General features: G+C 41.2%; 18 protein-coding genes. 7 read left to right on the top strand and 11 right to left on the bottom strand.

Features of this window, described 5'->3' with window-relative positions:
- The first annotated feature begins 287 nt into the window (after positions 1 to 287).
- Together A3775_RS06840 and argC are read left to right on the top strand one after the other, a co-directional pair.
- Positions 288 to 1,742 (top strand): GTP-binding protein, encoded by a 1,455-nt coding sequence (locus A3775_RS06840; RefSeq protein ID WP_066380065.1) that lies wholly within the window; start codon positions 288 to 290, stop codon positions 1,740 to 1,742.
- Between the two features lie 65 nt (positions 1,743 to 1,807).
- Positions 1,808 to 2,776 (top strand): N-acetyl-gamma-glutamyl-phosphate reductase, encoded by a 969-nt coding sequence (gene argC / locus A3775_RS06835; protein WP_066379662.1) that lies wholly within the window; start codon positions 1,808 to 1,810, stop codon positions 2,774 to 2,776.
- Positions 2,777 to 2,829: 53 nt separating this feature from the next.
- On the opposite strand, the gene A3775_RS06830 is transcribed toward argC, so the two are convergent.
- From A3775_RS06830 to A3775_RS06805, 6 genes are all read right to left on the bottom strand, one after another.
- Positions 2,830 to 4,056: a calcium-binding protein gene (locus A3775_RS06830; RefSeq protein WP_066379664.1), complete on the bottom strand. Its 1,227-nt coding sequence runs from the start codon at positions 4,054 to 4,056 to the stop codon at positions 2,830 to 2,832.
- Between the two features lie 429 nt (positions 4,057 to 4,485).
- Positions 4,486 to 5,790: a calcium-binding protein gene (locus A3775_RS24075; protein WP_066379669.1), complete on the bottom strand. Its 1,305-nt coding sequence runs from the start codon at positions 5,788 to 5,790 to the stop codon at positions 4,486 to 4,488.
- Between the two features lie 750 nt (positions 5,791 to 6,540).
- Complete coding sequence (locus A3775_RS06820) at positions 6,541 to 6,867, bottom strand: hypothetical protein (RefSeq protein WP_066379671.1); 327 nt, start codon at positions 6,865 to 6,867, stop codon at positions 6,541 to 6,543.
- A 679-nt stretch (positions 6,868 to 7,546) separates the two neighbouring features.
- The gene (locus A3775_RS06815) at positions 7,547 to 8,299 is read right to left on the bottom strand and encodes a peptidylprolyl isomerase (protein ID WP_066424337.1); all 753 of its coding nucleotides are present in this window, start codon (positions 8,297 to 8,299) and stop codon (positions 7,547 to 7,549) included.
- Positions 8,300 to 8,486: 187 nt separating this feature from the next.
- Positions 8,487 to 10,031 carry an HlyD family efflux transporter periplasmic adaptor subunit gene (locus tag A3775_RS06810; protein ID WP_066424336.1) on the bottom strand — a complete coding sequence of 515 codons (1,545 nt, stop codon included), beginning with the start codon at positions 10,029 to 10,031 and terminating at the stop codon, positions 8,487 to 8,489.
- A gap of 66 nt (positions 10,032 to 10,097) precedes the next feature.
- The gene (locus A3775_RS06805) at positions 10,098 to 13,166 is read right to left on the bottom strand and encodes a peptidase domain-containing ABC transporter (protein ID WP_066424335.1); all 3,069 of its coding nucleotides are present in this window, start codon (positions 13,164 to 13,166) and stop codon (positions 10,098 to 10,100) included.
- An 828-nt stretch (positions 13,167 to 13,994) separates the two neighbouring features.
- Here A3775_RS06805 and A3775_RS06800 point away from each other — a divergent pair.
- From A3775_RS06800 to A3775_RS06785, 4 genes are all read left to right on the top strand, one after another.
- Positions 13,995 to 14,453, top strand: a complete 459-nt coding sequence (locus A3775_RS06800; protein ID WP_066380066.1) for an SRPBCC family protein — start codon at positions 13,995 to 13,997, stop codon at positions 14,451 to 14,453.
- Positions 14,454 to 14,720: 267 nt separating this feature from the next.
- Positions 14,721 to 15,035 carry a GNAT family N-acetyltransferase gene (locus A3775_RS06795; RefSeq protein ID WP_255363858.1) on the top strand — a complete coding sequence of 105 codons (315 nt, stop codon included), beginning with the start codon at positions 14,721 to 14,723 and terminating at the stop codon, positions 15,033 to 15,035.
- Between the two features lie 110 nt (positions 15,036 to 15,145).
- On the top strand, positions 15,146 to 15,877 hold the full coding sequence (gene radC / locus A3775_RS06790; RefSeq protein ID WP_066379679.1) for a DNA repair protein RadC: 732 nt from the start codon (positions 15,146 to 15,148) through the stop codon (positions 15,875 to 15,877).
- A gap of 288 nt (positions 15,878 to 16,165) precedes the next feature.
- Positions 16,166 to 17,419, top strand: coding sequence for a GTPase family protein (locus A3775_RS06785; RefSeq protein WP_066424332.1), 1,254 nt, complete (start codon positions 16,166 to 16,168; stop codon positions 17,417 to 17,419).
- 34 nt (positions 17,420 to 17,453) lie between these two features.
- On the opposite strand, the gene A3775_RS06780 is transcribed toward A3775_RS06785, so the two are convergent.
- The 3 genes from A3775_RS06780 to A3775_RS25220 all read right to left on the bottom strand — a co-directional run bounded on the left by A3775_RS06780 (position 17,454) and on the right by A3775_RS25220 (position 19,965).
- Entirely contained in the window at positions 17,454 to 18,686 is a 1,233-nt protein-coding gene (locus tag A3775_RS06780; RefSeq protein WP_066424330.1) for a DUF4336 domain-containing protein, read from the bottom strand.
- 263 nt (positions 18,687 to 18,949) lie between these two features.
- Positions 18,950 to 19,756, bottom strand: coding sequence for a TIGR01548 family HAD-type hydrolase (locus tag A3775_RS06775; protein WP_066379687.1), 807 nt, complete (start codon positions 19,754 to 19,756; stop codon positions 18,950 to 18,952).
- Positions 19,757 to 19,839: 83 nt separating this feature from the next.
- Positions 19,840 to 19,965 (bottom strand): hypothetical protein, encoded by a 126-nt coding sequence (locus A3775_RS25220; protein WP_255363854.1) that lies wholly within the window; start codon positions 19,963 to 19,965, stop codon positions 19,840 to 19,842.
- A 155-nt stretch (positions 19,966 to 20,120) separates the two neighbouring features.
- Between A3775_RS25220 and A3775_RS06770 the strand changes: the two genes are divergently transcribed.
- Complete coding sequence (locus tag A3775_RS06770; RefSeq protein ID WP_015141290.1) at positions 20,121 to 20,420, top strand: 30S ribosomal protein PSRP-3; 300 nt, start codon at positions 20,121 to 20,123, stop codon at positions 20,418 to 20,420.
- A 162-nt stretch (positions 20,421 to 20,582) separates the two neighbouring features.
- Here A3775_RS06770 and A3775_RS24580 read toward each other — a convergent pair whose 3' ends face one another.
- Positions 20,583 to 20,744 (bottom strand): WD40 repeat domain-containing protein, encoded by a 162-nt coding sequence (locus tag A3775_RS24580; RefSeq protein WP_197480103.1) that lies wholly within the window; start codon positions 20,742 to 20,744, stop codon positions 20,583 to 20,585.
- A gap of 324 nt (positions 20,745 to 21,068) precedes the next feature.
- Positions 21,069 to 21,482, bottom strand: a complete 414-nt coding sequence (gene atpC / locus A3775_RS06765; protein WP_066379690.1) for an ATP synthase F1 subunit epsilon — start codon at positions 21,480 to 21,482, stop codon at positions 21,069 to 21,071.
- Positions 21,483 to 21,567: the final 85 nt, after the last annotated feature.

Raw genomic sequence — 21,567 nt, 5'->3', positions numbered from 1 at the left:
AACCGATGCAATTAGGAATGGGGAATGGGGAATGGAAGGGACTGGGGAAATCACTGATAGTAATATTCTCGTCTGTTTAGCTGCTTTCTTAGCTAAATCAAAAAGAAGCCCCACATCTGACCCGGAGGGCAGTGTGGGATGAATTTTTGGGCGATGACGAATTGACCCACAACCAACTAGGATCAAGAGGGATTGTTAATTTTGACTTTTGTAGGCGTAAGCCTTCCCTACGGGACGCTACGCGATGCCGTAGGCTATTTTAAATTTTGAATTTGGAGCGCAGCGAGGTGACTTCCATATTGCCTGAACCGCATCACAGCAACTCACCCAACTGGGAGGAAGAACTAGATCATGCTATTTTTAGCTTTGAAGATATTCAAGCGGAACTCAACTATAAACAAGCTCAAACCGCATTACGTAACTTGGTGGAAAATCTTGACCTGAGTTCCCAAGAAAAAGCGGGTTTAGAGTCAGAAATCGCTGATTTGGAAACTATGCTGGCAAAATTAGACAGTATGGTGGTTCAAATTGCGGCTTTTGGCATGGTGGGACGGGGTAAGTCTTCTCTGTTAAATGCTTTGGTGGGACAATCAGTGTTTGAAACTGGCCCTTTACATGGTGTCACCCGTGCGGCTCAAAGTGTCAATTGGACTATTAGCGAAGAAGCCATTGGTGAAACAGAACGGGCTTTGAGGGTGACTTTACCTGCTGTTGGTAAATCTCAGGTGGAATTGATTGACACCCCAGGTTTAGATGAAATCGATGGAGAAACCCGCGCTGCATTAGCGGAACAAATAGCAAAACAGGCGGATTTGATTCTGTTTGTGATTGCGGGTGATATGACTAAGGTGGAGCATGAAGCTTTATCTCAATTACGGGAAGCTGGTAAACCGATTATCCTGGTATTTAATAAAGTAGACCAATATCCTGAAACTGACCGGATGGCAATTTACCAAAAAATCCGGGATGAAAGGGTGCGGGAATTACTCACACCGCTAGAAATAGTTATGTCCGCAGCCTCACCACTGGTAAAGACGGCTGTCTATCGTGCTGATGGTAGTAGGGGTTTACAGTTGCGTCAGGGTGCGGCTCAAGTGGCAGAGTTGAAGCTGAAGATTTTAGAGATTTTGCAGCGTGAAGGCAAGGCTTTAGTGGCGTTGAACAGTATGCTGTATGCTGATAATGTGAATGAGCAACTGGTGCAGCGTAAGTTGATGATTCGGGAGCAGAACGCTAATCAGTTGATTTGGAAGGCGGTGATGACTAAAGCTGTAGCGATCGCTCTCAATCCGGTTACGGTCGTAGATATTCTGAGTAGTATAGTGATTGATATTACTTTAATCTTAGGTTTATCTAAACTCTATAATATCCCCATGACTGAAGCTGGTGCTGTGCAACTGCTACAAAAAATCGCCATCAGTATGGGCGGTATCGGTGTCAGTGAATTATTAGCTAACTTGGGGTTAAGTGGGTTAAAAACTTTACTTGGTATCTCTGCATCAGCCACAGCCGGACTTGCGATCGCCCCCTATATTTCAGTCGCTCTCACCCAAGCGGGGGTAGCTGGTGTATCTTCCTATGGAATTGGACAAGTGACTAAAGTTTATTTAGCTAATGGTGCAACATGGGGGCCAGACGGGCCTAAAGCTGTGATTAATCGGATTTTGTCCACTCTGGATGAAACTTCAATTCTCAACCGCATCAAAGATGAACTACTGCACAAGGTAAAATTCAAAAATTAACCTGTAAAGACGCGATAAATTACGTCTGTACAAGAGTTATTGTTTCAAAATTTAAAGATAAGATTATGAATAAACCTAAAATTTTCATTGACGGCGAATCGGGAACTACAGGCTTACAGATTTACTCACGTCTCAATCAACGTGATGACATTGAGTTAGTCAGTATTGAGCCATCTAAGCGTAAGGATACGACTGAACGAGCCAAATTAATTAATGCTGTCGATGTTGTGATTCTATGTTTACCTGATGATGCAGCCCGTGAAGCTGTTAGCTTAGTTATTCATAATCAAGTGAAAATTTTGGATGCTAGTACAGCCCATCGTACAGCAACAGATTGGGTTTATGGTTTTCCAGAATTAAACCCTGAACAACGAGAAAAAATTGCTCATGCCCAGTTTGTCAGTAATCCTGGTTGTTATCCTACAGGATTTCTGGCTTGTATTCGTCCGTTGATAGTTAAGGGTGTGATTCCTGTTAATTTTCCCATCACGATTAATGCTGTGTCTGGCTACTCTGGCGGTGGTAAGAATTTAATCCAGAAGTATGATAGCTTTCATGAACAGCAAACGGGAGCAAATTCTCTTTATCCCTATGGGATTTATGGTTTGCAGTTTGGGCATAAGCACGTTAAAGAAATGCACCAGCATTCAGGGTTAGCATCCCCACCGTTGTTTGTTCCCGCAGTCGGAGATTTTGCACAGGGGATGTTAGTACAAATACCTTTACCTTTGTGGACGCTGGAAAATCCGCCATCAGGTGAAGTGATTCATCAGGCGATCGCAGACTATTATCAAGGTGAAAAGTTTGTACAAGTAGCCCCATTTCAAGATGCTACTCTCCTGCGAGATGGTACATTTTTAGATGCAATGGCAATGAACGACAGCAATATTGTACAGGTGTTCGTCTTTGCTAACGATGCTACCAAAGAAGCTTTATTAGTGGCGCGTCTCGACAACTTAGGTAAAGGCGCATCAGGTGCCGCAGTCCAGAATCTTAATATTATGTTGGGAGTTCCAGAAGATTTAAGCTTGTAATTTTGTCGGGATGAGGGAGTAGGGAGTTCAAAAAGTAAATTTGTGAGCGTTTCTTATGCGAATGCTATGGAGTCAGGTGTAATTTGGCTAGAATGTACATCTTTAATTAGGAATGCTCCTTGATTCCATGCCACATTAAACTGGAAAAGAGTTCCATTTTCAGTATCAGTGATGTTAACGTGAGACATAGGATTAACACTACCCCAGTATTGGAAAACAATCTGATCCTTACCAACCTGGAAATCTTCAATGACATCTAACTCACCCTTAAGCAAGCTATCAAAACGGTGAAAAACAAATTTATCACTTCCCTCTCCACCAACTAAGACATCATTACCACGACCACCAATCAAGATATCATCACCCCAACTACCATGCAGTTTATCGTTACCATTACCTCCTAACAGAGTATCATTGCCTTGGCCGCCTTCGAGGATGTCATCGCCTCTTTTTCCTCTGATTAAGTCATCTCCCAAGCTGCCATACATTTTGTCTGCGCCATCGGTGCCTCTGAGGTTATCATGGGAAATTGTGCCATAGATAACATCTTCACCCAAGTTGTCAATTAACGCGTCTCCTATCAAGCTAACGTCACTGAAATTAATTTGTATTACAGCGATTTGAGTATCATAATAAAACTTTCTCTGATAATTTCCGATAGCTTGACCTCTCACAACTCCTGTACCATTATTACTATCAAGACCAGTGAATTCTTCACTGTCAATAATGGTAACTTTATTACTTTCGGTTATACGTAGTTTACCTTTTTGTCGTTCTGAATCTAATTCACCTCGAATGAGAAATCTATCTAAAACCTGGATTCGATTAGGATTAGATATATCTACTACTAGGAAACCTAGTTTAGACTTAGCTGCATTATAATGAGCATTCTGATTTTCTATTTGTTGATTTCTCAGTGTTAATTCAGCTAAAAAATCAAAAGAAAATAACTCTCCAGAGGCAACAGAAAAAGTGTTGACAAGTTGAAGATTTATCTGACTATTGCCTTGAAAAGCACCGTCTATGCCAAAGATATTATTCTGACTATCAAAAACACTAAATGAGGTTTCTTGGCCAGTTGTAGCGTCAAATTCAGTAATGGCTGTTGCTACTCCCCCTTTGATGATGTTGTCTGCGTCTACAGAATTAGAAGTACCTAAAGGGTTTCCCTTAAAATTGTACAAGAACCCGCTTCCTGTTGCACTGACGAAGTTACTAACAGAATTATCACCATTTCGGGGAGATTTTTGTGGTTGTAAAAACAGAGTATCTGAAGTCATAGTCTTAAAGAATTTTGTGGTTCAAAAGGAAAGATTTCCAGAAAATTTTTACTGCTTTCAGCAAATATAAATTGAGAATTGCTAATACTCATTGGCACAATAATCAAAGTACCTGATATCTTTCATCAGTTGGGTTAGGGCAATTACAAGGCGGCGATGCACAGCTAAAAGTTCGCTCAAAAGATAGATTTTTAAGTTGTGGGCATTGCCTACCCGACTTTGATTAAAAATGGTGTAAGATATCAGGTACGCAATTATTACCCTAAACCGCGCATTCGGGTGCTGGAATATTGAGATTTTCTTATCTTTGGCTCAATGAATTGAAGAGCTTATATCCCAAATCAATCAATTATTCCAAGACATCGTAATTGGGAATTATCAACGGCAAATTACGAATTATTTGGTACTGAAAATGCAATGAAGACTTACCTATACAGTGCTTGTAGGTTCAGTAATAAATGTGTTAGCTGCAAAAGGTTGATTAAATCCAACAACTTGAGCAATCACTTCAAAGTTATTGTTAACGGTAACTCCAATCAGTGTATTTGCGCCGAGGGTGAGAAATCTGAGAGAATTTGGGTCATTGACTTGGATTTTATCTACACCATTCTCGAAGTCTACAATATCAGCGCGATCGCCAAAACCAGTTATCACAACACCTCCTAAAATGCCGGATATGCTAGCAGAACCGGCAGTGTAGAAATTAGCATTGCTATTTCCAACCACAAAGGTATCTGAAGTAGGTAGACGGAAAGCCCTACCTTCACTAAAGATTGATTCTGGTTGACCATCACCGTTGAGATCGAAGTATAAACCACCGATTAAGACATCGTACTCACCAGGTAAAGCACCACCACCATTGAGAGTGTCACTACCCAACCCGCCAACTAAGATATCATTACCATTGCCCCCAAATAGTTGGTCGTTACTGCCCAAGTCTCTGACAGCAAAGCCAGGAATATTATCACCACCGTCAAGGTAGTCATTGCCATCGCCACCATAGATGGTGTCACTACCGCCACCACCAAATACAGTGTCATTGCCGCCACCAGCATAAATTTCATCATTACCGTCGGCAGATCCAAAAGAGTCGCGATCGCCAAAAATTCGATCATCACCGCTACCAGCAGTAATAAAGTCATTACCGCCTTCGCCTACAAGGGTGTTATTACCAATGCCCCCGTATAGAGAATCATTGCCACTACCCCCGTACATTTCGTCATCACCAAAGCCGCCTGAGAGTAAGTCATCGCCACTACCCCCATCCATTTTATCGTTGCCAAAGCCGCCAATCAGCATATCATCGCCATCACCAGCTTTTAAGATGTCATCGCCACTACCCCCATTGAGGATATCGTTGCCATTACCCCCATCAAGGAAATCGTTGCCGTTACCACCCGTGAGAATGTCATCACCACTTCCTGCAATGAGGATGTCATCTCCATTACCTCCATTGAGGACATCGTTACCACCCCCAGCCCAAATAAAATCATTACCATCGCCCCCGTTGAGGATATCGTCGCCATCGTCAGGGTTTTCAAAAAAGTTGGGGTTAGGGCTTGTTAAGTCAATAGGTTGATCACCAAAGATGATGTCATCACCTTCATCTCCTCGGATGATATCGCCACCACCTAATCCTGTTAATCTGTCATTTCCCTTGAGGCCATATATCGGATCTGCACCTGATGTACCCAAAAGAGTATCATCTTGATCAGTTCCTCTGATGAAAACCATAAAATATCTCCTCCAATTTAAAATCTTTGCAATGATTGAACTGTTGTTGTTGTTTGCACAGATAACTACTCTGTTTATCAACCCAGTAGTCTGGTTGAGGTATTTGAGAATTTTGAAAAGTTGCTCAGGATTTTTGGCATTTGATTAACCATATCAACCCAGGTTTTGCTATCTCATTCAAAATAATCTGGTATCTAGTGGATATTTAAGTTTTGAGCTTTTTGATAGCAGACAGATGCTTTTTGTGATTTACCTTGTGTTTGTAGTGTAAAACTTAAGTTGTGATCAGCATCTGTAAAGTCTGGTTGCCAGGCGATAATTAGCTATATTCATTGTGAATGACTGCCAGCTAATGGCTGATCAAATCAAAATCTTTTTCTCTCATGAATATCTCACAAGATATATCAGCCTATATCTGAACAATTGCTATTTTACAACATAGAAAATTAATAGTATACAGATATGAAACATCTTTAATTTTAATAGTAAAATATTCGTTTTTATTATTAATTACATCACTGATTACTCTGTTAATAGAAAATTGAGTAGGAATCCAAAAACTCACATTTTTGGATTCCTTCTACCTGATGACTAAAACTTGGCTCGCTATGAGAAAACTTTTGACATCAAGGTACACTCAACTTTGATGCAAATCCAATTGCCTAGGCTTTGAGAAGAAATAACTAGCAGTTTAAACCATACATATAATTGTATATGATTATGATTTAAACTAACTAGCTCTTCTAAAGATTAGTCAACAGCAGAAACTAGCTTGAAGTATTGGCTAGATAATTTATTTTCAATGGTTAATTGTCCAGCAATAGCTTCAACAAGGGTATCGTAACCATAAGCTTCGTTGTCAACGGCTAAGGTAGCTGAATTACCATGAACATCAACGTTGAAGTTGATATGTCCATCTTTGTAGAAGTCCTGGTCGATATAGCTATCAAAATCGAAATCAATATCTGTGTCAATATGGGTGTTTAAATCTTTGTCGAAATTGACAACAGTTCCACCCCATCCACCGAAAACTTCTTGATTAGCAGTTTCCAAATAGTTCAAATCAGAAATAATCATTGGTTTCTCCTGAAAAAATGAGATTTATTTCTAGCAAACAATTTATTGTTTTTGCTTGCTTTTTCGTGAGAAGCTTGTTTGTTTCTCCTCACAATTCAAATATAACCGATCTCCACGATAAATCTATGATTTATTTTTCGATTTTCTTGATTATTTTTTGATTCAAAATCATAAAACTGCTGTAGATAAAACTTTATTTTATTAAACACAAAAACGACGACAGAAAATATCTTCTGTCGTATAAAATCAAGTTTTTTTATATTTTGACGGGAGGAAAATTCTATTTTATTTACAGTAGACAAACGAAAACATGATTAATTCAAGCATTATGTTCTTTATATATTGTTAATAATGTTGCAACAGAAGACTTTAACTTTTGATCAAGCATTTTCGACTTTGTATCCTGCTAAGTAGGAAACATAAATTAGGCATTAGAGGCTAGTATTTTTTACTAAGGTAGTAGTCTGAGTAGTTTCTATGTTTTTGCTTTCCCATCAAGGCAGTTACTACCCTTGGGGTTTCCCCAAGACTGTATTCCTCTGCCAATGCAAAGCTGCATAAGTATATTTATTTCTGGATAGCTAGTTAGCAATACATACAAAATATTGTAACTTTCTCAACTATTTGAGATTGTTGATTAACTAAGTCAAGACTTGTTGAAAATTTGCTGCTCAGGCTGCTAATTAGCATCTGATTTTAGTTGAGTGAAAATTTTTAAGCCTTGTGTTTTTTGTTTTAACCACTCGGAAAACAATTCTGTAATGATTTTTTCGCGTAAATCTTCATTTAATGTAGCTTGATTAATTTCTTCTACCCAAATTAAATACACTCCTTTAGGAGTCGTAATAGGTTTGATAATTTGTGGCGGTGTTGCAGCAAAGACAATAGCTGCAATCTCTGGACGAAAATCTTTACGGTGTTGCACACCTTGATAACCATACATACTACGCTGTTCTGGTTCTTTGATATACATCCGCGCAATGTCTGGAAAAGTGATTTCACCTTCTTCTATGGCATAAAAGATTTCTAAAGCCACATCTCTATCATCAAATATGACTTGATATGTAACAGCCGTGACATAATCTAGTTGGTGTTGATAAAAAAACTTTTCGACTTGAGAAGCAAAGAGATGATTAGCTAACTTCTTAGCGAGGATTTGATTGCAGATTGATGCTTCAAAATCATGTTCAGAAAGATGGTGTTTTTCTAGCCATGTCAATGTATCTTGGGCTTTGACTAGCTTCTTAGTTAAGCGGAAGTTATCCCCAGCTTGCTGTATCTCCTCTGGTGTGACGGTAATTCCGGCTTCCTCTGCTGCTTGTGCAATCACTTTTTGGGATGCGATCGCCTGTAAAATCTCTGGCAGTTGGTACGATATCTTGAGATGCTGAATAATCTCTGAACTATCAATATTCAAACTTGAGATTGTCATAATCATCCTGGGGTATTTAATTTTGAATTTTGTAGGCGTAAGCCTTCCCGTAGGGTATTTTGAATTTTTAATTTTGAATTCGGAGCGTAGCGACGTGACTAATACCCTTTCTTCATGAAGATGCACTTTATTCTGTGGTGTAGAGACGTTGCATGCAACGTCTCTACATTATTTATTTGATGCAACTTCATAGAGAATTGGTATAAGGTTCTAATTTATCTTTTTGCAGTCTCTTGAACGGATCTAGAACAAAGTCAATCACTCGTTTCTGGCGAATAATTACCTCAGCAGTTGCCGTCTGACCAGCAGTTAAGCGAATCGGTTTTTCACGATTTTGGATATACTGCTGCTGTAGAGTAACTTCTAATTCAAAAGTTTCTCCAGGACTTTGGGGTATTTGACTAACTTTAGAGTTGGGAGAAATCCAAGTAACTTTACCTGGCACAATGCCATACTCTTGGAAAGGATAAGCATCAAACTTGATTTTGACTGGCATTCCCACCTTCAAGAAACCACTATCTTGACTGGGTATTTGGGCTTTAAGTACAAATTCTGCATTTTTAGGAGCAATTTGAGCAATTCTTTGCCCTGGTTGTACTACTGCCCCTGGTTTAGTGATGGGTAACTCAAAAATCATCCCATCAATAGGTGCGCGTACTACTCTTTGACGCATCTGCAACTTTAAGGATTGGATTTGGCTGCGAGTTTGGGCGATTTGCGATCGCACCGTTACTACTTGTTGTTCTAAATTTTTGAGTTGTTCCTGAATCTTCAATACAGCCAGTTTACCAGCTTGCAGAATGCTTTGATAGCTGTTTTCTGCCTCTTGTAGTCGAAGTTGGGCTTGCTTAATATCAGACTCCAACTGACTCATTGTCGCCTGATAACGACTCATCTCTTCAGTTAGGCGCAATTGTGATTGTTTAACATCAGATTGCGCTGTTTTGTAAACCCGCTTGCTTTCTTGTTCTTCTTTTTTGAGTTGATCAATTTGGGTGACAGACACCGCACCATCTTTAACAATTTGGTTAAAGCGTTCCACTTGCCTAGAATCTATACTTAGCCTTTCCTGAGCCGAATTGAGGTTATTTTGCGCCGCCTGAATCTGCTGCTGTGCTTGATTGACTAATGCTTGTTTTTCTAACTTTTGTAGGCTATGAATACTCTGCCTTAATTCCAGATTTTGTTGCGCTTGGTTAACCTGGGACATTTTTTCTAAAGCTTGAGACTTGTTTTGTTGTTCCTGAACGTTCAGCGTTAATTGTATTTGGTTAATGATTACATCCAACTGCGCCTGTTGATTGAGTAAACCAGATAGTCTTGCTTGTGCTTCTTGCAGTTCAGTCCGTAAAATATCATCCTCCAGTTCCAACAACACCTGTCCAGCTTCTACAATGTCGCCTTCTTTCACCATCACAGTTTTGACACTGCCACCAGCAGGAGAGTCCAATTTTTGGGTTGCACCTTCAGGTTCTAGTCGTCCTCTTGCGCTTCCTGTCTCATCCACTTTAGAGAAGCTAGCCCAAGGTAAAGCAATGAACACAAAGCCGACTAATGTATATAAAACAAGGCGTGTCCATAACCTTGGTAAAGCATCCAGTAATGCTTCAGTACCATAATATAAACCTTCGCTGTCGTTAGGTGTTTCTGTTTGCTCCTGAAATTGAGTAAGTTCCTGAGTCTGTTGAGGACTTACATACTGATTCACAGTTTCGGAAGTTGCATGAGGCATAGATAATTGTTGATTGTTGACTGTTGACTAATGACCAATGACTAATAACTAATGACTAAACTACAATCAACCGACTTTTGAGAGTTGCTGTTGATTTAGGTAATAGTAATGACCTTGTTTCGCAATTAATTCTTCGTGAGTACCGCTTTCCACCAATAAACCCCGATCCAAAACGAGAATCAAGTCTGCATTGCGGATAGTAGACAAACGGTGGGCAATGATCACACTGGTGCGCCCTTTGAGAATGGTTTTGAGGTTGTTTTGAATAATCCTTTCTGTTTCCGAGTCTAGGTGACTGGTAGCTTCATCAAATAACAATAAACGAGGATTTCCCATCAGCGCACGGGCGATCGCTAGACGTTGGCGTTGTCCACCAGATAGCATCCCACCACCTTCACCAATTTGGGATTCATAACCCATTGGTAGTTTCTGAATAAATTCATCTGCACCAGCTAATTTTGCGGCTTCTATGATTTCTTCTAGAGAGGCTTCTGGATGGGCTATAGAAATGTTTTCCCGAATAGTACCACCAAACAAAAAGGTATCTTGGTCAACAACACCTACTTGAGAACGGAGCGATCGCAGGGCAATACTTGTAACATCACATCCATCAATCAACACTTTCCCTTCTGTGGGCGGATATAAACCCAAAATTAACTTACTCAGGGTAGTTTTGCCAGAACCGCTACGCCCTACTAACGCTACCATCTGCTCAGGCTGGATTTCAAAGCTGATATTTTCCAGCACGTTAGTCTCACTTTCTGAGTGATAGCGGAAGGTAACATTCTCAAAACGAATATGACCGCGAATTCTACCTAAAGGTGTGCGGAGTTGATGTTGTAAATCTTCTTCTGGTTCTGCCTCTAAGACATCATTAATCCGTTCTGTAGAAATCAGGATTTCCTGAAGTTGATTCCACAGTTGTGAGAGTCGTTGGAAAGGACTCAAAACGTGACCCACCAACATATTAAAAGCCATTAATTGACCAATGGAGAGTTCTCCTTGAATCACTTGCCATGCACCAAACCACATCAGTGCTGCACTCACAAAGGTATTGATTGCACCACTGATCATCGAGAGGCGAATCCCAATTATTTGACCATTGAAAGCTTTTTTAACCAAATTATTCAGCAGTTCTTCCCAACGCCAACGTACTGTCTGTTCAATTGCCAAGGAGCGAACTGTGCGAATGCCTGTGAGAGATTGGATAATATAGCTGTTTTCTTCTACCCCAGCATTAAATACTTCTCTAGAAATGCGACGGAGGATACTTGTGCTAGCCAGTGCCAGAATAAAAAATGGTGGAACGGTCAATAGTACAAATAATGCCATCTGCCAGCTATACCAGAACATCAAGGCTAGATAGATGACCAAGGTCAGCATATCCAGAATGACTGATAGTGTCTGACCAATGAGGAATTGCTGAATTTTCCGGTTTTCTTGGATGCGTGAGACAATATCCCCCACGTAGCGCGACTCAAAGTAGGAAAGAGGTAAGCGGAAGGTATGCTGGATAAAACCCACCAGTAAAGAGATGCTGATCCGATTGGCGGTGTGACTGAGCAGATATGCCCGCACTCCGTTCATGGTAATGTTAAACAGACCAAAAATAATCATCCCTAAACCAACGGCGTTTAAGGTGACAACGCTACGTTGCACAAGCACACGATCTAGCAATAACTGGGTAAATACTGGAGTGACTAGCCCAAATAATTGCATCACTACGGAAGCCATGAATATTTCTAACAACACTCCATAGTGAGGCTTGAGTAATTGAAAAAACTTCCAGACGCTGGTATTTTCCTCTTCAGTATCATTCAGCCGGGCTGTGGGTTGTAGTAGTAAACCAAAACCAGTCCAACCTGCGAGAAATTCTTGCTTGGTGAGACTACGTTGACCGATGGCGGGATCGCAGACAATCACTTGTTGTGTAGTGATTTTGTAGACAACTATAAAGTGTTTGTTTTCCCAGTGAGCGATCGCAGGTAGAGGTTGTTCTGCTAATTTATCTAAACTCGCTTTGACAGGACGAGCAGCAAAACCCAAGCTTTCTGCTGCTGTTGCTAGGGCTGTTAAGGATGCGCCATTACGGTTGATGTTCGTCATCTGGCGCAAGCGATTCAGACTAAAATGCTTACCCCAGTAGTTACAAATCATCACCAAGCAAGCCGCACCACAATCTGCCGCACTTTGTTGGGCGTAAAAGGGATAGCGTTGAGCAAAATTTCTCCACCAATGACCAATTTTGACTTTCGGACTCGGAAAGTAAGGGCGTGGTTTTTCTGGCTTTGATTGTTGTGCAGTCTGCATCGGAAACGGAATAACTTTCCGGTTCAAACTCATGTCGGGTGCTTGCAACCGACTCTGGCGAGGTTTTCGCGCAGTATTATTAGTAGCAGATGCTTCTAAATTGATAGATAATCCCAATTCTGGCCAATGTTGTACCGCCGTTTGCCAGTGAGAGTTTTTCAGTACATATACAATTGCGGGTTGTGTGACTTGCCAATTCTGCTGTTGAATCAGGCGCATTTCTCCAGCTACTAGCTTGCGTCCTTCTGCATTTGCCAGTTCGCCTCGATATACTAACCACCACTGAGAATTTTGATAAAGTTCTGCCGGTACTTGCCCAACTTCCAAATCGTAACGCTCAAATAAAAATAATGCTTTGAGAATACCCGGTACAGATATCGGACGCTGGGGTGTCTTGGCACAATAAGTTAGTAATAAATCCCAAACTTCAGCATGAGCAAATAAACGCGAGCGAATACTGGGATATTTCAGCATCAAAGTTTGCAGGATTTCGCCAGAAATGTAACATAATTTCAGCCCATCTGACGCTCTAGCTGTATAAATTTGCCAATCTGTTTGTGAGAATAAAGTTGCTTCACCAAATGCAGTTCCTTTAGTGAGAGTTGTAATTAAATTATCAGCATAATCCAACAACCTGACTTTACCAGCCAAGACCATATAAATTCCTGGTTCTGCGTTGGCTAATTGCCAAAACTGTTTGGCAACAGGTGGGTCTAAAACCTCTACCATTGTTAAGCAGCTTTCCAGGTCTGATTCAGAAAGCTTTTCACCAAAAAATGAAGTAATATCTTCACTTAACTGATACTTGGAAAACGCGGTTTGCACTTGTTCACCTCTCAGAAAGCATCAGATAATTAAAAATTATAATTTCTGTTTTCTCTGTTTCTAAGTTACTCAGGAATTGAAATTTCTGGCTTTTAGCAGAGAAAAACTCAAGGGAGTCCAAAAATTAATTATTCAATTATTCGGGTATTTTATCGGATAATTAATTTAGATTTTATGAAATACATATAAATAATTTGTTGGAAAAATAAAGTAAATTTTGATAAAAAATTATTATATGTATTTTGTTAGACCAAGCAACAATGTTGCATCTATGGGCTGATAGTTAACTCCTTAAAGACAATAAAACATTTCTGAATAAAGTCAATATAATGCTGATAAATTAATGCCATCTTGGCTAAAAGTGTTTTTATATATTGCATCTTTTCATCCCAACGCTAGCGACATAAAAAGACATAAAATAAAGCTACATAACTTTGCCATATTTTCACGTTAAATCAAGGGTTTTGCTGACATACTGAGTAATGAAAATACAATGAATTTGATAGTGCCAAATGTGAGCAATGCTAGTGTTAAAGGAACACCAAAAAATAAATTATCCCTATCGACTGTTAGTAGGGTGCGTCAGTAGTATATTTTCTTGGTATAGCTAGGGTTTCTCGTACTGACGCACCCTACATTTTAGAGATTTTTTTATCTAGAAGTCCCTAAAATTATGAATTTGGCAACATTTTAAGAGTCGGATATATTGCCTTAAAATCAGCCAAATTGGCAAAACAATGGAATTCTTGAGCAAAAATCCCACGGCTAAAAGCCTTGGGAAGTGTCAAAATATCCTAAATGCAGCTACCACCAACTAAAACATTGAGAATGTCCCAAATTTTTGAGCAATCAATTCAAATTAATGCTACAGCCACAGTAGTAGAACGCTGTATTACAGATTTAGCTTTGATGCACCGTTGGCTTAACCCAGTGCTGCGTTGCGAACCTGTGGGTGAAACTTGGAGTACGGATATCGGTAGTAAAAGCCGCTTTTTGATTCAAATACCACTACTGCAACCGACTTTAAACAGTGTAGTGGTGGAACGTCAACCAGGTTTAGTCGTGTGGGAATTTCAGGGATTTTTTCAAGGACGCGATCGCTGGGAATGTCAACCCACCGAAAGCGGAACTTTGCTAGTCAACCGCTTTGAGTTTAATATTCCCAACCCCTTAGTTAGTTGGGGTTTTAACTCCTTCGCCGCCAACTGGACAAAGGAAGATATGCAAGCCCAATTACGCCGTCTGAAGCGAGTCGCTGAAGAAGTACAGATTAGTAGAGGGGTGTAGGGGGAGACAAGTAAATTCAAAATTCAAAATTCAAAATACCCTACGGGAAGGCTTACGCCTACAAAATTCAAAATTAAAGAATCCTTGGGAAATGGGGATGAGGGGGATGAGGGAGAATAGCTGATAACTAATGACTAATAACTAATGACTAATGACTAATGACTAATGACTAATGACTAATAACTAATGACTAATGACTAATGACTAATGACTAATGACTAATGACTATTAGCAACCCCAGATTTACGAACCACTTCCCGTGAAAATCTGGAAGCGCATCAAGCTACAGCTAACCATTGGGTGTTAGTCGCAGAAGATCAGCCGGTTGCATATTCTGCCTTTAGTGGACGTTTACCTGATGTGGTGCAAATCGGCGGAGTTTGGACACCGCCACAATTGCGGGGTAGAGGTTACGCTAAATGTGTGGTAGCTGGTTCATTACTAGAGGTGCGATCGCAAGGTGTTCACCGTGCTATCCTGTTCACCAGTCCAGAAAATCTAGCCGCACAAGCAGCATACCGAGGAATTGGTTTTCATCCCACTGGTGAGAAGTTCGGATTAGTCTTGTTTAAGCAAGATTAATCTTGATGCAACAGAAAATTAAAGATTTGCTCAAGTTAAGATAATTGCGATCGCAAACAGGGCATAAATAAAAATAGTTGTATCTACTATGACTATTCTTTAATTGTTTTATGACCTATTGCCTAAGAATTGCTGACATCCCAGAAAATGAGCGTCCCCGTGAACGATTAATTACCTATGGCCCAAAAACTTTAGCCACGGCCGAGTTATTAGCAATTCTTTTAGCTACTGGGCAAGGGCCAGGCAAACTTTCCGCCGTCGGGTTAGGACAATATATCTTACAACAGTTGGGTCAACATCAACGTGACCCTTTAGCAGTATTGCGAGAAGTCACACCCGCCGAATTAATGCAAATACCAGGAGTTGGCCCGGCAAAAGCCACTACTATTTTAGCTGGGATTGAATTAGGTAAACGCGCTTTTCAATCCCGTCCCTCAGAGCGTACTCTCATTGATAGCCCAGTTGTTGCGGCTGCGGCGTTGAGTCAAGATTTAATGTGGCAAGTCCAAGAACGTTTTGCTGTGTTGTTATTAGATGTGAAAAATCGCCTACTGGGTACACAAGTGATTACCATCGGTACAGCCACAGAAACCTTAGCTTCTCCCCGTGAGATTTTTCGAGAAGTGATTCGCCAAGGTGCAACCAGGGCAATAATAGCCCATAATCACCCCTCTGGTAACTTAGAACCCAGCCCAGAAGATATAGAATTAACGCGCCAATTATTAGCAGGGGCGCAATTATTAGGAATACCGTTATTAGACCATTTGATTTTAGGCAATGGTAATCATCAAAGTTTGCGCGAAATTACCACCTTATGGAATGAATACCCCCAAGGGGATTAATTTATCTGACTTTTCACGTTATGTGGAAAAGCTAACGTGAAACCTAACCCCCTAACCCCCTTGCCTACTAGGGAAGGGGGAAAAATCAAAGCCTCTCTCCTTGTAGGGGAGAGGTTTGGAGAGGGGTTTTCCAGATTCCGCGAAAAGTCAGATTAATTTATAGTCTACATCCGCTAGTATCACTATCGATAAATCGATGGTGAATGTCAATAAGTTAACGGCACAATTGTAGTGGAAGAACTGTAATCATCCAGTTCTTAAAAGTTCAGTGAACCGAACAATGGCGCAATGATTAGACCGAACTCTTGGAAAAATCGCCTAACTAATGTCTGGAACAAGACAGGCAAAAATGTCATCCAACGCTTACCTGTAGACCAAGTTAAACAAACAGTAGCGCAATGGTTTAGCGTCAGCGAAACTGAAATTACCGAAATTTTAGAGAAAGTCCGTCAAGAACTACCAACTACAGAAGCTTTGTTAATTGGTAAGCCGCAAGCTGGTAAAAGTTCCATTGTCCGGGGACTAACAGGGGTTTCGGCGGAAATTGTTGGACAGGGATATCGTCCCCACACACAACACACTGAACGTTATGCTTATCCTTCTAATGATCTACCTTTACTGATTTTTACTGATACAGTAGGACTAGGTGATATTAGCCAAGAAACAGAGGCGATTATTCAAGAGTTGGTAGGAGATTTACAACAGGAAACTAAACGCGCTAGAGTCTTAATTTTAACAGTAAAAATTAATGACTTCGCCACTGATACACTCCGCCAAATTGCTCAACAGTTGCGTGAGAAATATCCAGAAGTTCCCTGTTTATTAGCTGTTACCTGCTTACATGAAATTTATCCGCCCAGTGTTTCGGATCATCCGGCTTATCCGCCAGACTATGAGGAGCTAAACCGGGCGTATACTGGGATTCAAGAAGCCTTTGCTGGATTATACGATCGCTCGCTTCTGATTGACTTTACTTTAGAAGAAGATGGTTATCATCCGGTCTTTTACGGCTTGGAAGCACTCAGGGATAATCTAGCTGAATTACTTCCCGAAGCAGAAGCACAGGCAATTTATCAGTTATTAGATAAGCAAGCGGCTGAGAAATTGGGGAATATTTACCGAGATGTGGGTAGACGTTACACCTTATCATTTGCGGTGATGGCGGCTACTGTGGCGGCTGTACCATTACCCTTTGCTACAATGCCTGTATTGACTGCTTTGCAAGTCTCGATGGTGACGCTATTAGGTAAACTTTATGGACAGAACTTGTCACCATCTCAAGCTGGTGGTATTGTGAGTGCGATCGCCGGTGGTTTTTTAGCCCAAGCTATTGGAAGGGAGTTAATTAAATTTGTACCAGGTTTTGGTAGTGCGATCGCAGCTTCTTGGGCAGCAGCTTATACTTGGTCTTTAGGGGAAACAGCCTGTGTTTACTTTGGTGATTTAATGGGTGGTAATAAACCCAACCCTCAAGAAATTCAGTCTGTAATGCAAGAGGCGTTTGAGAAAGCAAAAGAACGGTTTAAAGGAATCAAAGGTTAATCGGGTTTTGCTGTCCAAAAATAGGCTGTTACTGCTAAACTTTCTCCTTTGGTGGTGGTACAATTCGACTTTGATTTAAACCCTGATCAATCTGTCTGAGCAGTTGAAAATCTGCCTCTGGTAAAGGATAACTATCACTACTAAATAAACCAGCACTCACAGCCGGTTGTTTTTCTAAAAAAGAGAACGCTTGGCGAAACTGATATGGTTCAGCTTTAATTGGTGCGTCAAAATGACAGGGAATAATCCATTGAAAATCCCAACTGGCTACTTTCTCAGCCCAATTAATCGTTTCTCTAGGTGCGCGGTTGAGAATTAACGCCTGTAATATGGGTGCGACAAATAAACGCCCATCCCCCCGCACCGCCTGAAACGAACGCTGCCAATCGTTGCGCCATTTGAAGGGAAACAAGCCAAAATAAGCTTTATATGACCGGTCAGGGGCTTTGAAAGCCTCACGGAATACCTCCCCCCATTTGGGTACTTCTAACACGCTGGGACGGAAATACAAAGCAAATAAGGTGATGCGCTCCCATCCTTTACGGCGATTAGCTTGGTTATCGGCAACGATATCTGAGGCTTGATCTTTAGCGTGAAATAATAAGGCGTAAGGATCTAACTGAACTATAGCTGGGGGATTTTCTGGGACGGAAATCACCGTATCTGTGACTAATAAAGTGTGCGATCGCTTGTGGAAAAATGCGACTTCTGCAAATTTGCCAGGGCCAAGGTCAATAGTATCTAATATGGCATAATCAAATTCATCAGCAAAGGGGGCTTGACTGCTATCTGCTGGTAGTACAGAAGTGCGTCTACCAGGTAAACCCAACCAACTTAATGGTAAATTTAGCGGAAAACTCCATTGATTAGGTGCTACAAATACCTGTGCTTGCGGAAAAAATCGAGCAAAAGGGCCGACAAAGATTTTATGTTCTAAACCGGAAATTGTGGGCAGAATGATATATTTCACATCTCCGTGTTCTGCCACTAATTCATTCATCAGCCTCATACATTCAGGAGTCGGTGCAACAGGCGCATATACCAGCAGTCCCCCCGCATCTAACTTGACTACAGTCATGCGAATCGGGACAATCACGTAAAAAATGCCCTGCATCTGGTCAAAAGTCCAGATAGTGTCTTTAATCACCTCTTGACGCAGTGTTCGCCGCTTACCGTAAGGGTAAAGTGGCAAAGTAAACCAGAAAGGCCAGGTAAAATCTTTCTGAGTGATCTTGTCTAAATTTTCTGCCAGTTCGTCATGCACCACTCCGCGACTTCCTCCCAATTCCCAAGACTCAAACTATTTTTACTTAGGACTTACGCAAGTGTCACATTAAATATATCTTGTAGGGTGCGTCAGACTGCTTAAATGTTTTCAATAAATGTATTTTTGATATCTGACGCACCCTACTAATATGCCAGTCACATTAAATATATCTTGTAGGGTGCGTCAGACTGTTTCAATGTTGTCAATAAACGTATGTTTGATAACTGACGCACCCTACTAATATGCCAGTTGCGTAAGTCCTGTTACTGTTTTTGTTGTAGTAATAATTCCTGAATTTTATCTGAAGTGAGCTGTTCAACATTACTTAAAACCACTGCTGCACCTGCTGTGAGTAGTTTTTGTGTATAAGCCTCACTGCGGGCTGTGGTTTCCTGTACATGAGGCGGTAGAATACCCACACCAATCCAAGTCCGGTGAGGCTTCAGTTCTCTAGCTTTACCTACAGTGTACATATCCGCCACGGTATCACCTACGTAGATGACTGTTGATGTTGCCTCTAATTCATTCTCTAACTTGTTGACGGTGGCAAAAAGTCCTGTAGGATCTGGTTTACCGGGTGCATCTTCCATTGCAATCAATACCGGAGACTGTAAACCCAAACGTTTCTCTAAAACATAGGTAGCAGAAGCACGGGTTGCACCACTGAAGAACCCCCAAGCTATATCCGCTTGTGTCAATTGCTCTAAGTAGCTCTTTTGTAATAATAAGGGTTCATCACAAATATATCCCGTCCAATTGTCGGGATTTGAACCACGATAACGGGATTGAAAAAAGGCAACAATACTGTCGTAATTTAGTTGTAATTGTTCGCGGGGCTGTCCTTGACTGGCAAAGTAGCGATAAATTAATTCTTGGGATGCTTCCCAGTCATTATTCCAAATGCCTTCTGATTTGAGTTGGTCAATTTCTAAGGATGTAGGACGATAAGCACTGTTAGTAAAATATTCTACCGTGTCTGCTAATGCCCGACGATAGGAATTACCCACATCGCGGATAACACCATCAATATCAAATATAGCGATCGCTTTTGCTGAAAAGTTTTTACTCATAATCGGGGAATGGGGCATGGGGTATGGAGTATTTCCTGCTCTTGCTTTATGCCTATAAGTTTCTAGGCTCTAATTTCTATTGCCTATGGATTTGAGATAACTGTATCTTTAGCGAAATTATCCCATTTATTGACTTTCTTCCAAATCACATTAGCCAACTTTTCAGCCAGTCGGTAAATTTCCAAATCCTCAAAATCAGGTCTATTCACAATTATCTCTATCTATACAATCATCCCTAATATCTAAAATGCCCCATTCCCCATACCCAATTCTCCAACCTCTTTTGTCAAGTGACTGAGTATTAGGTTAAAATAAGCGATCGCAAACTTAGTAATTAGTAGCCGGAGATTCCCCGGAGGTATAATTGTCCAAGTTCATTTTGAAAATTCTTTGGCTAGACGAGAACGTTGCCCTAGCAGTTGATCAAGTTGTAGGCAAAGGTACAAGCCCTTTGACTAAGTATTTTTTCTGGCCTAGAAATGATGCCTGGGAAGAGTTAAAGAAAGAACTCGAATCTAAACACTGGATTTCTGATATAGATCGCGTAGAGTTGCTCAACAAGGCAACAGAAGTGATTAACTACTGGCAAGAGGAAGGTAGAAACCGTCCGATGGCAGAAGCACAGTTAAAATTCCCTGAAGTTGCCTTCACAGGTAGTGCTTGATTAAGGGACTGGGGACTGGGGACTGGGGACTGGGGACTGGGGACTGGGGATAGAGGAAAAATATCATTCTTCACTCAGCACTCGCAACTCAGCACTCAAGACTCAACAGTGTGAACATTCCACAATTTAATGGTGTTATCATCGCCGCCTGTGGACAGAATTTTAGTGAGCATCTGGACTAAAAGCGATCGCTAAAACTGCCCGTGTATGTCCTGTTAGTGTTGCTAGCAAGGTATCACACGGGCGGTTTTGTCTTTCTAAAAACAATTGATCTGACTGGTTGGCAATATCCTGATCAAGTATCACTTCATCCGAACCGAGCAAGATTTCTTAAACTTAGTGTAACTTTTACCTCTAAGTACAAACTCTTCACACTCCGCGCGACGGCAGTCGCTTTAAGTCGGGAAACCCGCCCAACGCGCTGCCTCCCCTCCGCGTTTACCTCCGCGTTCCCACCGTACCCCTACGGGGAAGCAAGCTACGCGCAGCGTCTCCGTTAGGAGAAGTTATGATGTCTACGACAAGCCGCTTGCGCGTCTACGGCGGTAGCCGCCGCTCATACTTCTCTCCGCGTTTAAAAAAACTCCATCTAAACAAAATAGGGTGAGCCAATAGCCCACCCTAAAAAATAATCTACTTACCGTACCTTTAAACCAAACCGCCAGCAGCTTGAAAGCGAGCGCGAGCGCGTTTAAAGGCTTGATTAGCCTGAATTTGAGCTTGGCGATCGCCGGCTGGTACTTGGTTCAATTTTGTTTGAGCTTGGCTATAAGCAGCACGAGCTTCTTCTTGGTTAATGCTGTCGCCACGTTCAGCACCATTCACCAGAATAGTCACTTCGTTTTCTTCAACTTCAGCGAAACCACCTAAAAGAGCGATCGCTTGCCAATCTGCGCTTTTGTTAGGGCGTACTCTTAATACACCTGTATCCAGTGCGGTTAACAGTGGCGCGTGTCCACTCAAGATACCTAGCTGACCGGTAGTGCTGGGTAAAACCACTTCATCAGCTTCAGCATCCCACACTGTTTTATCTGGGGAGATTACACGGACAGTTAGGGTCATAATTTCAAGTCAAGGGTCAACAGTTAACAGTCAACAGCCATTAGTCAAATAGCTTTGCACTAATAACTAATGACTAATGACTAAT

This window comes from Anabaena sp. 4-3 (genome assembly GCF_001597745.1).
Lineage (GTDB): Bacteria > Cyanobacteriota > Cyanobacteriia > Cyanobacteriales > Nostocaceae > Trichormus.
Note: the sequence above shows the minus strand (reverse complement) of the source record. Positions and strands in the feature narration are given on the sequence as shown.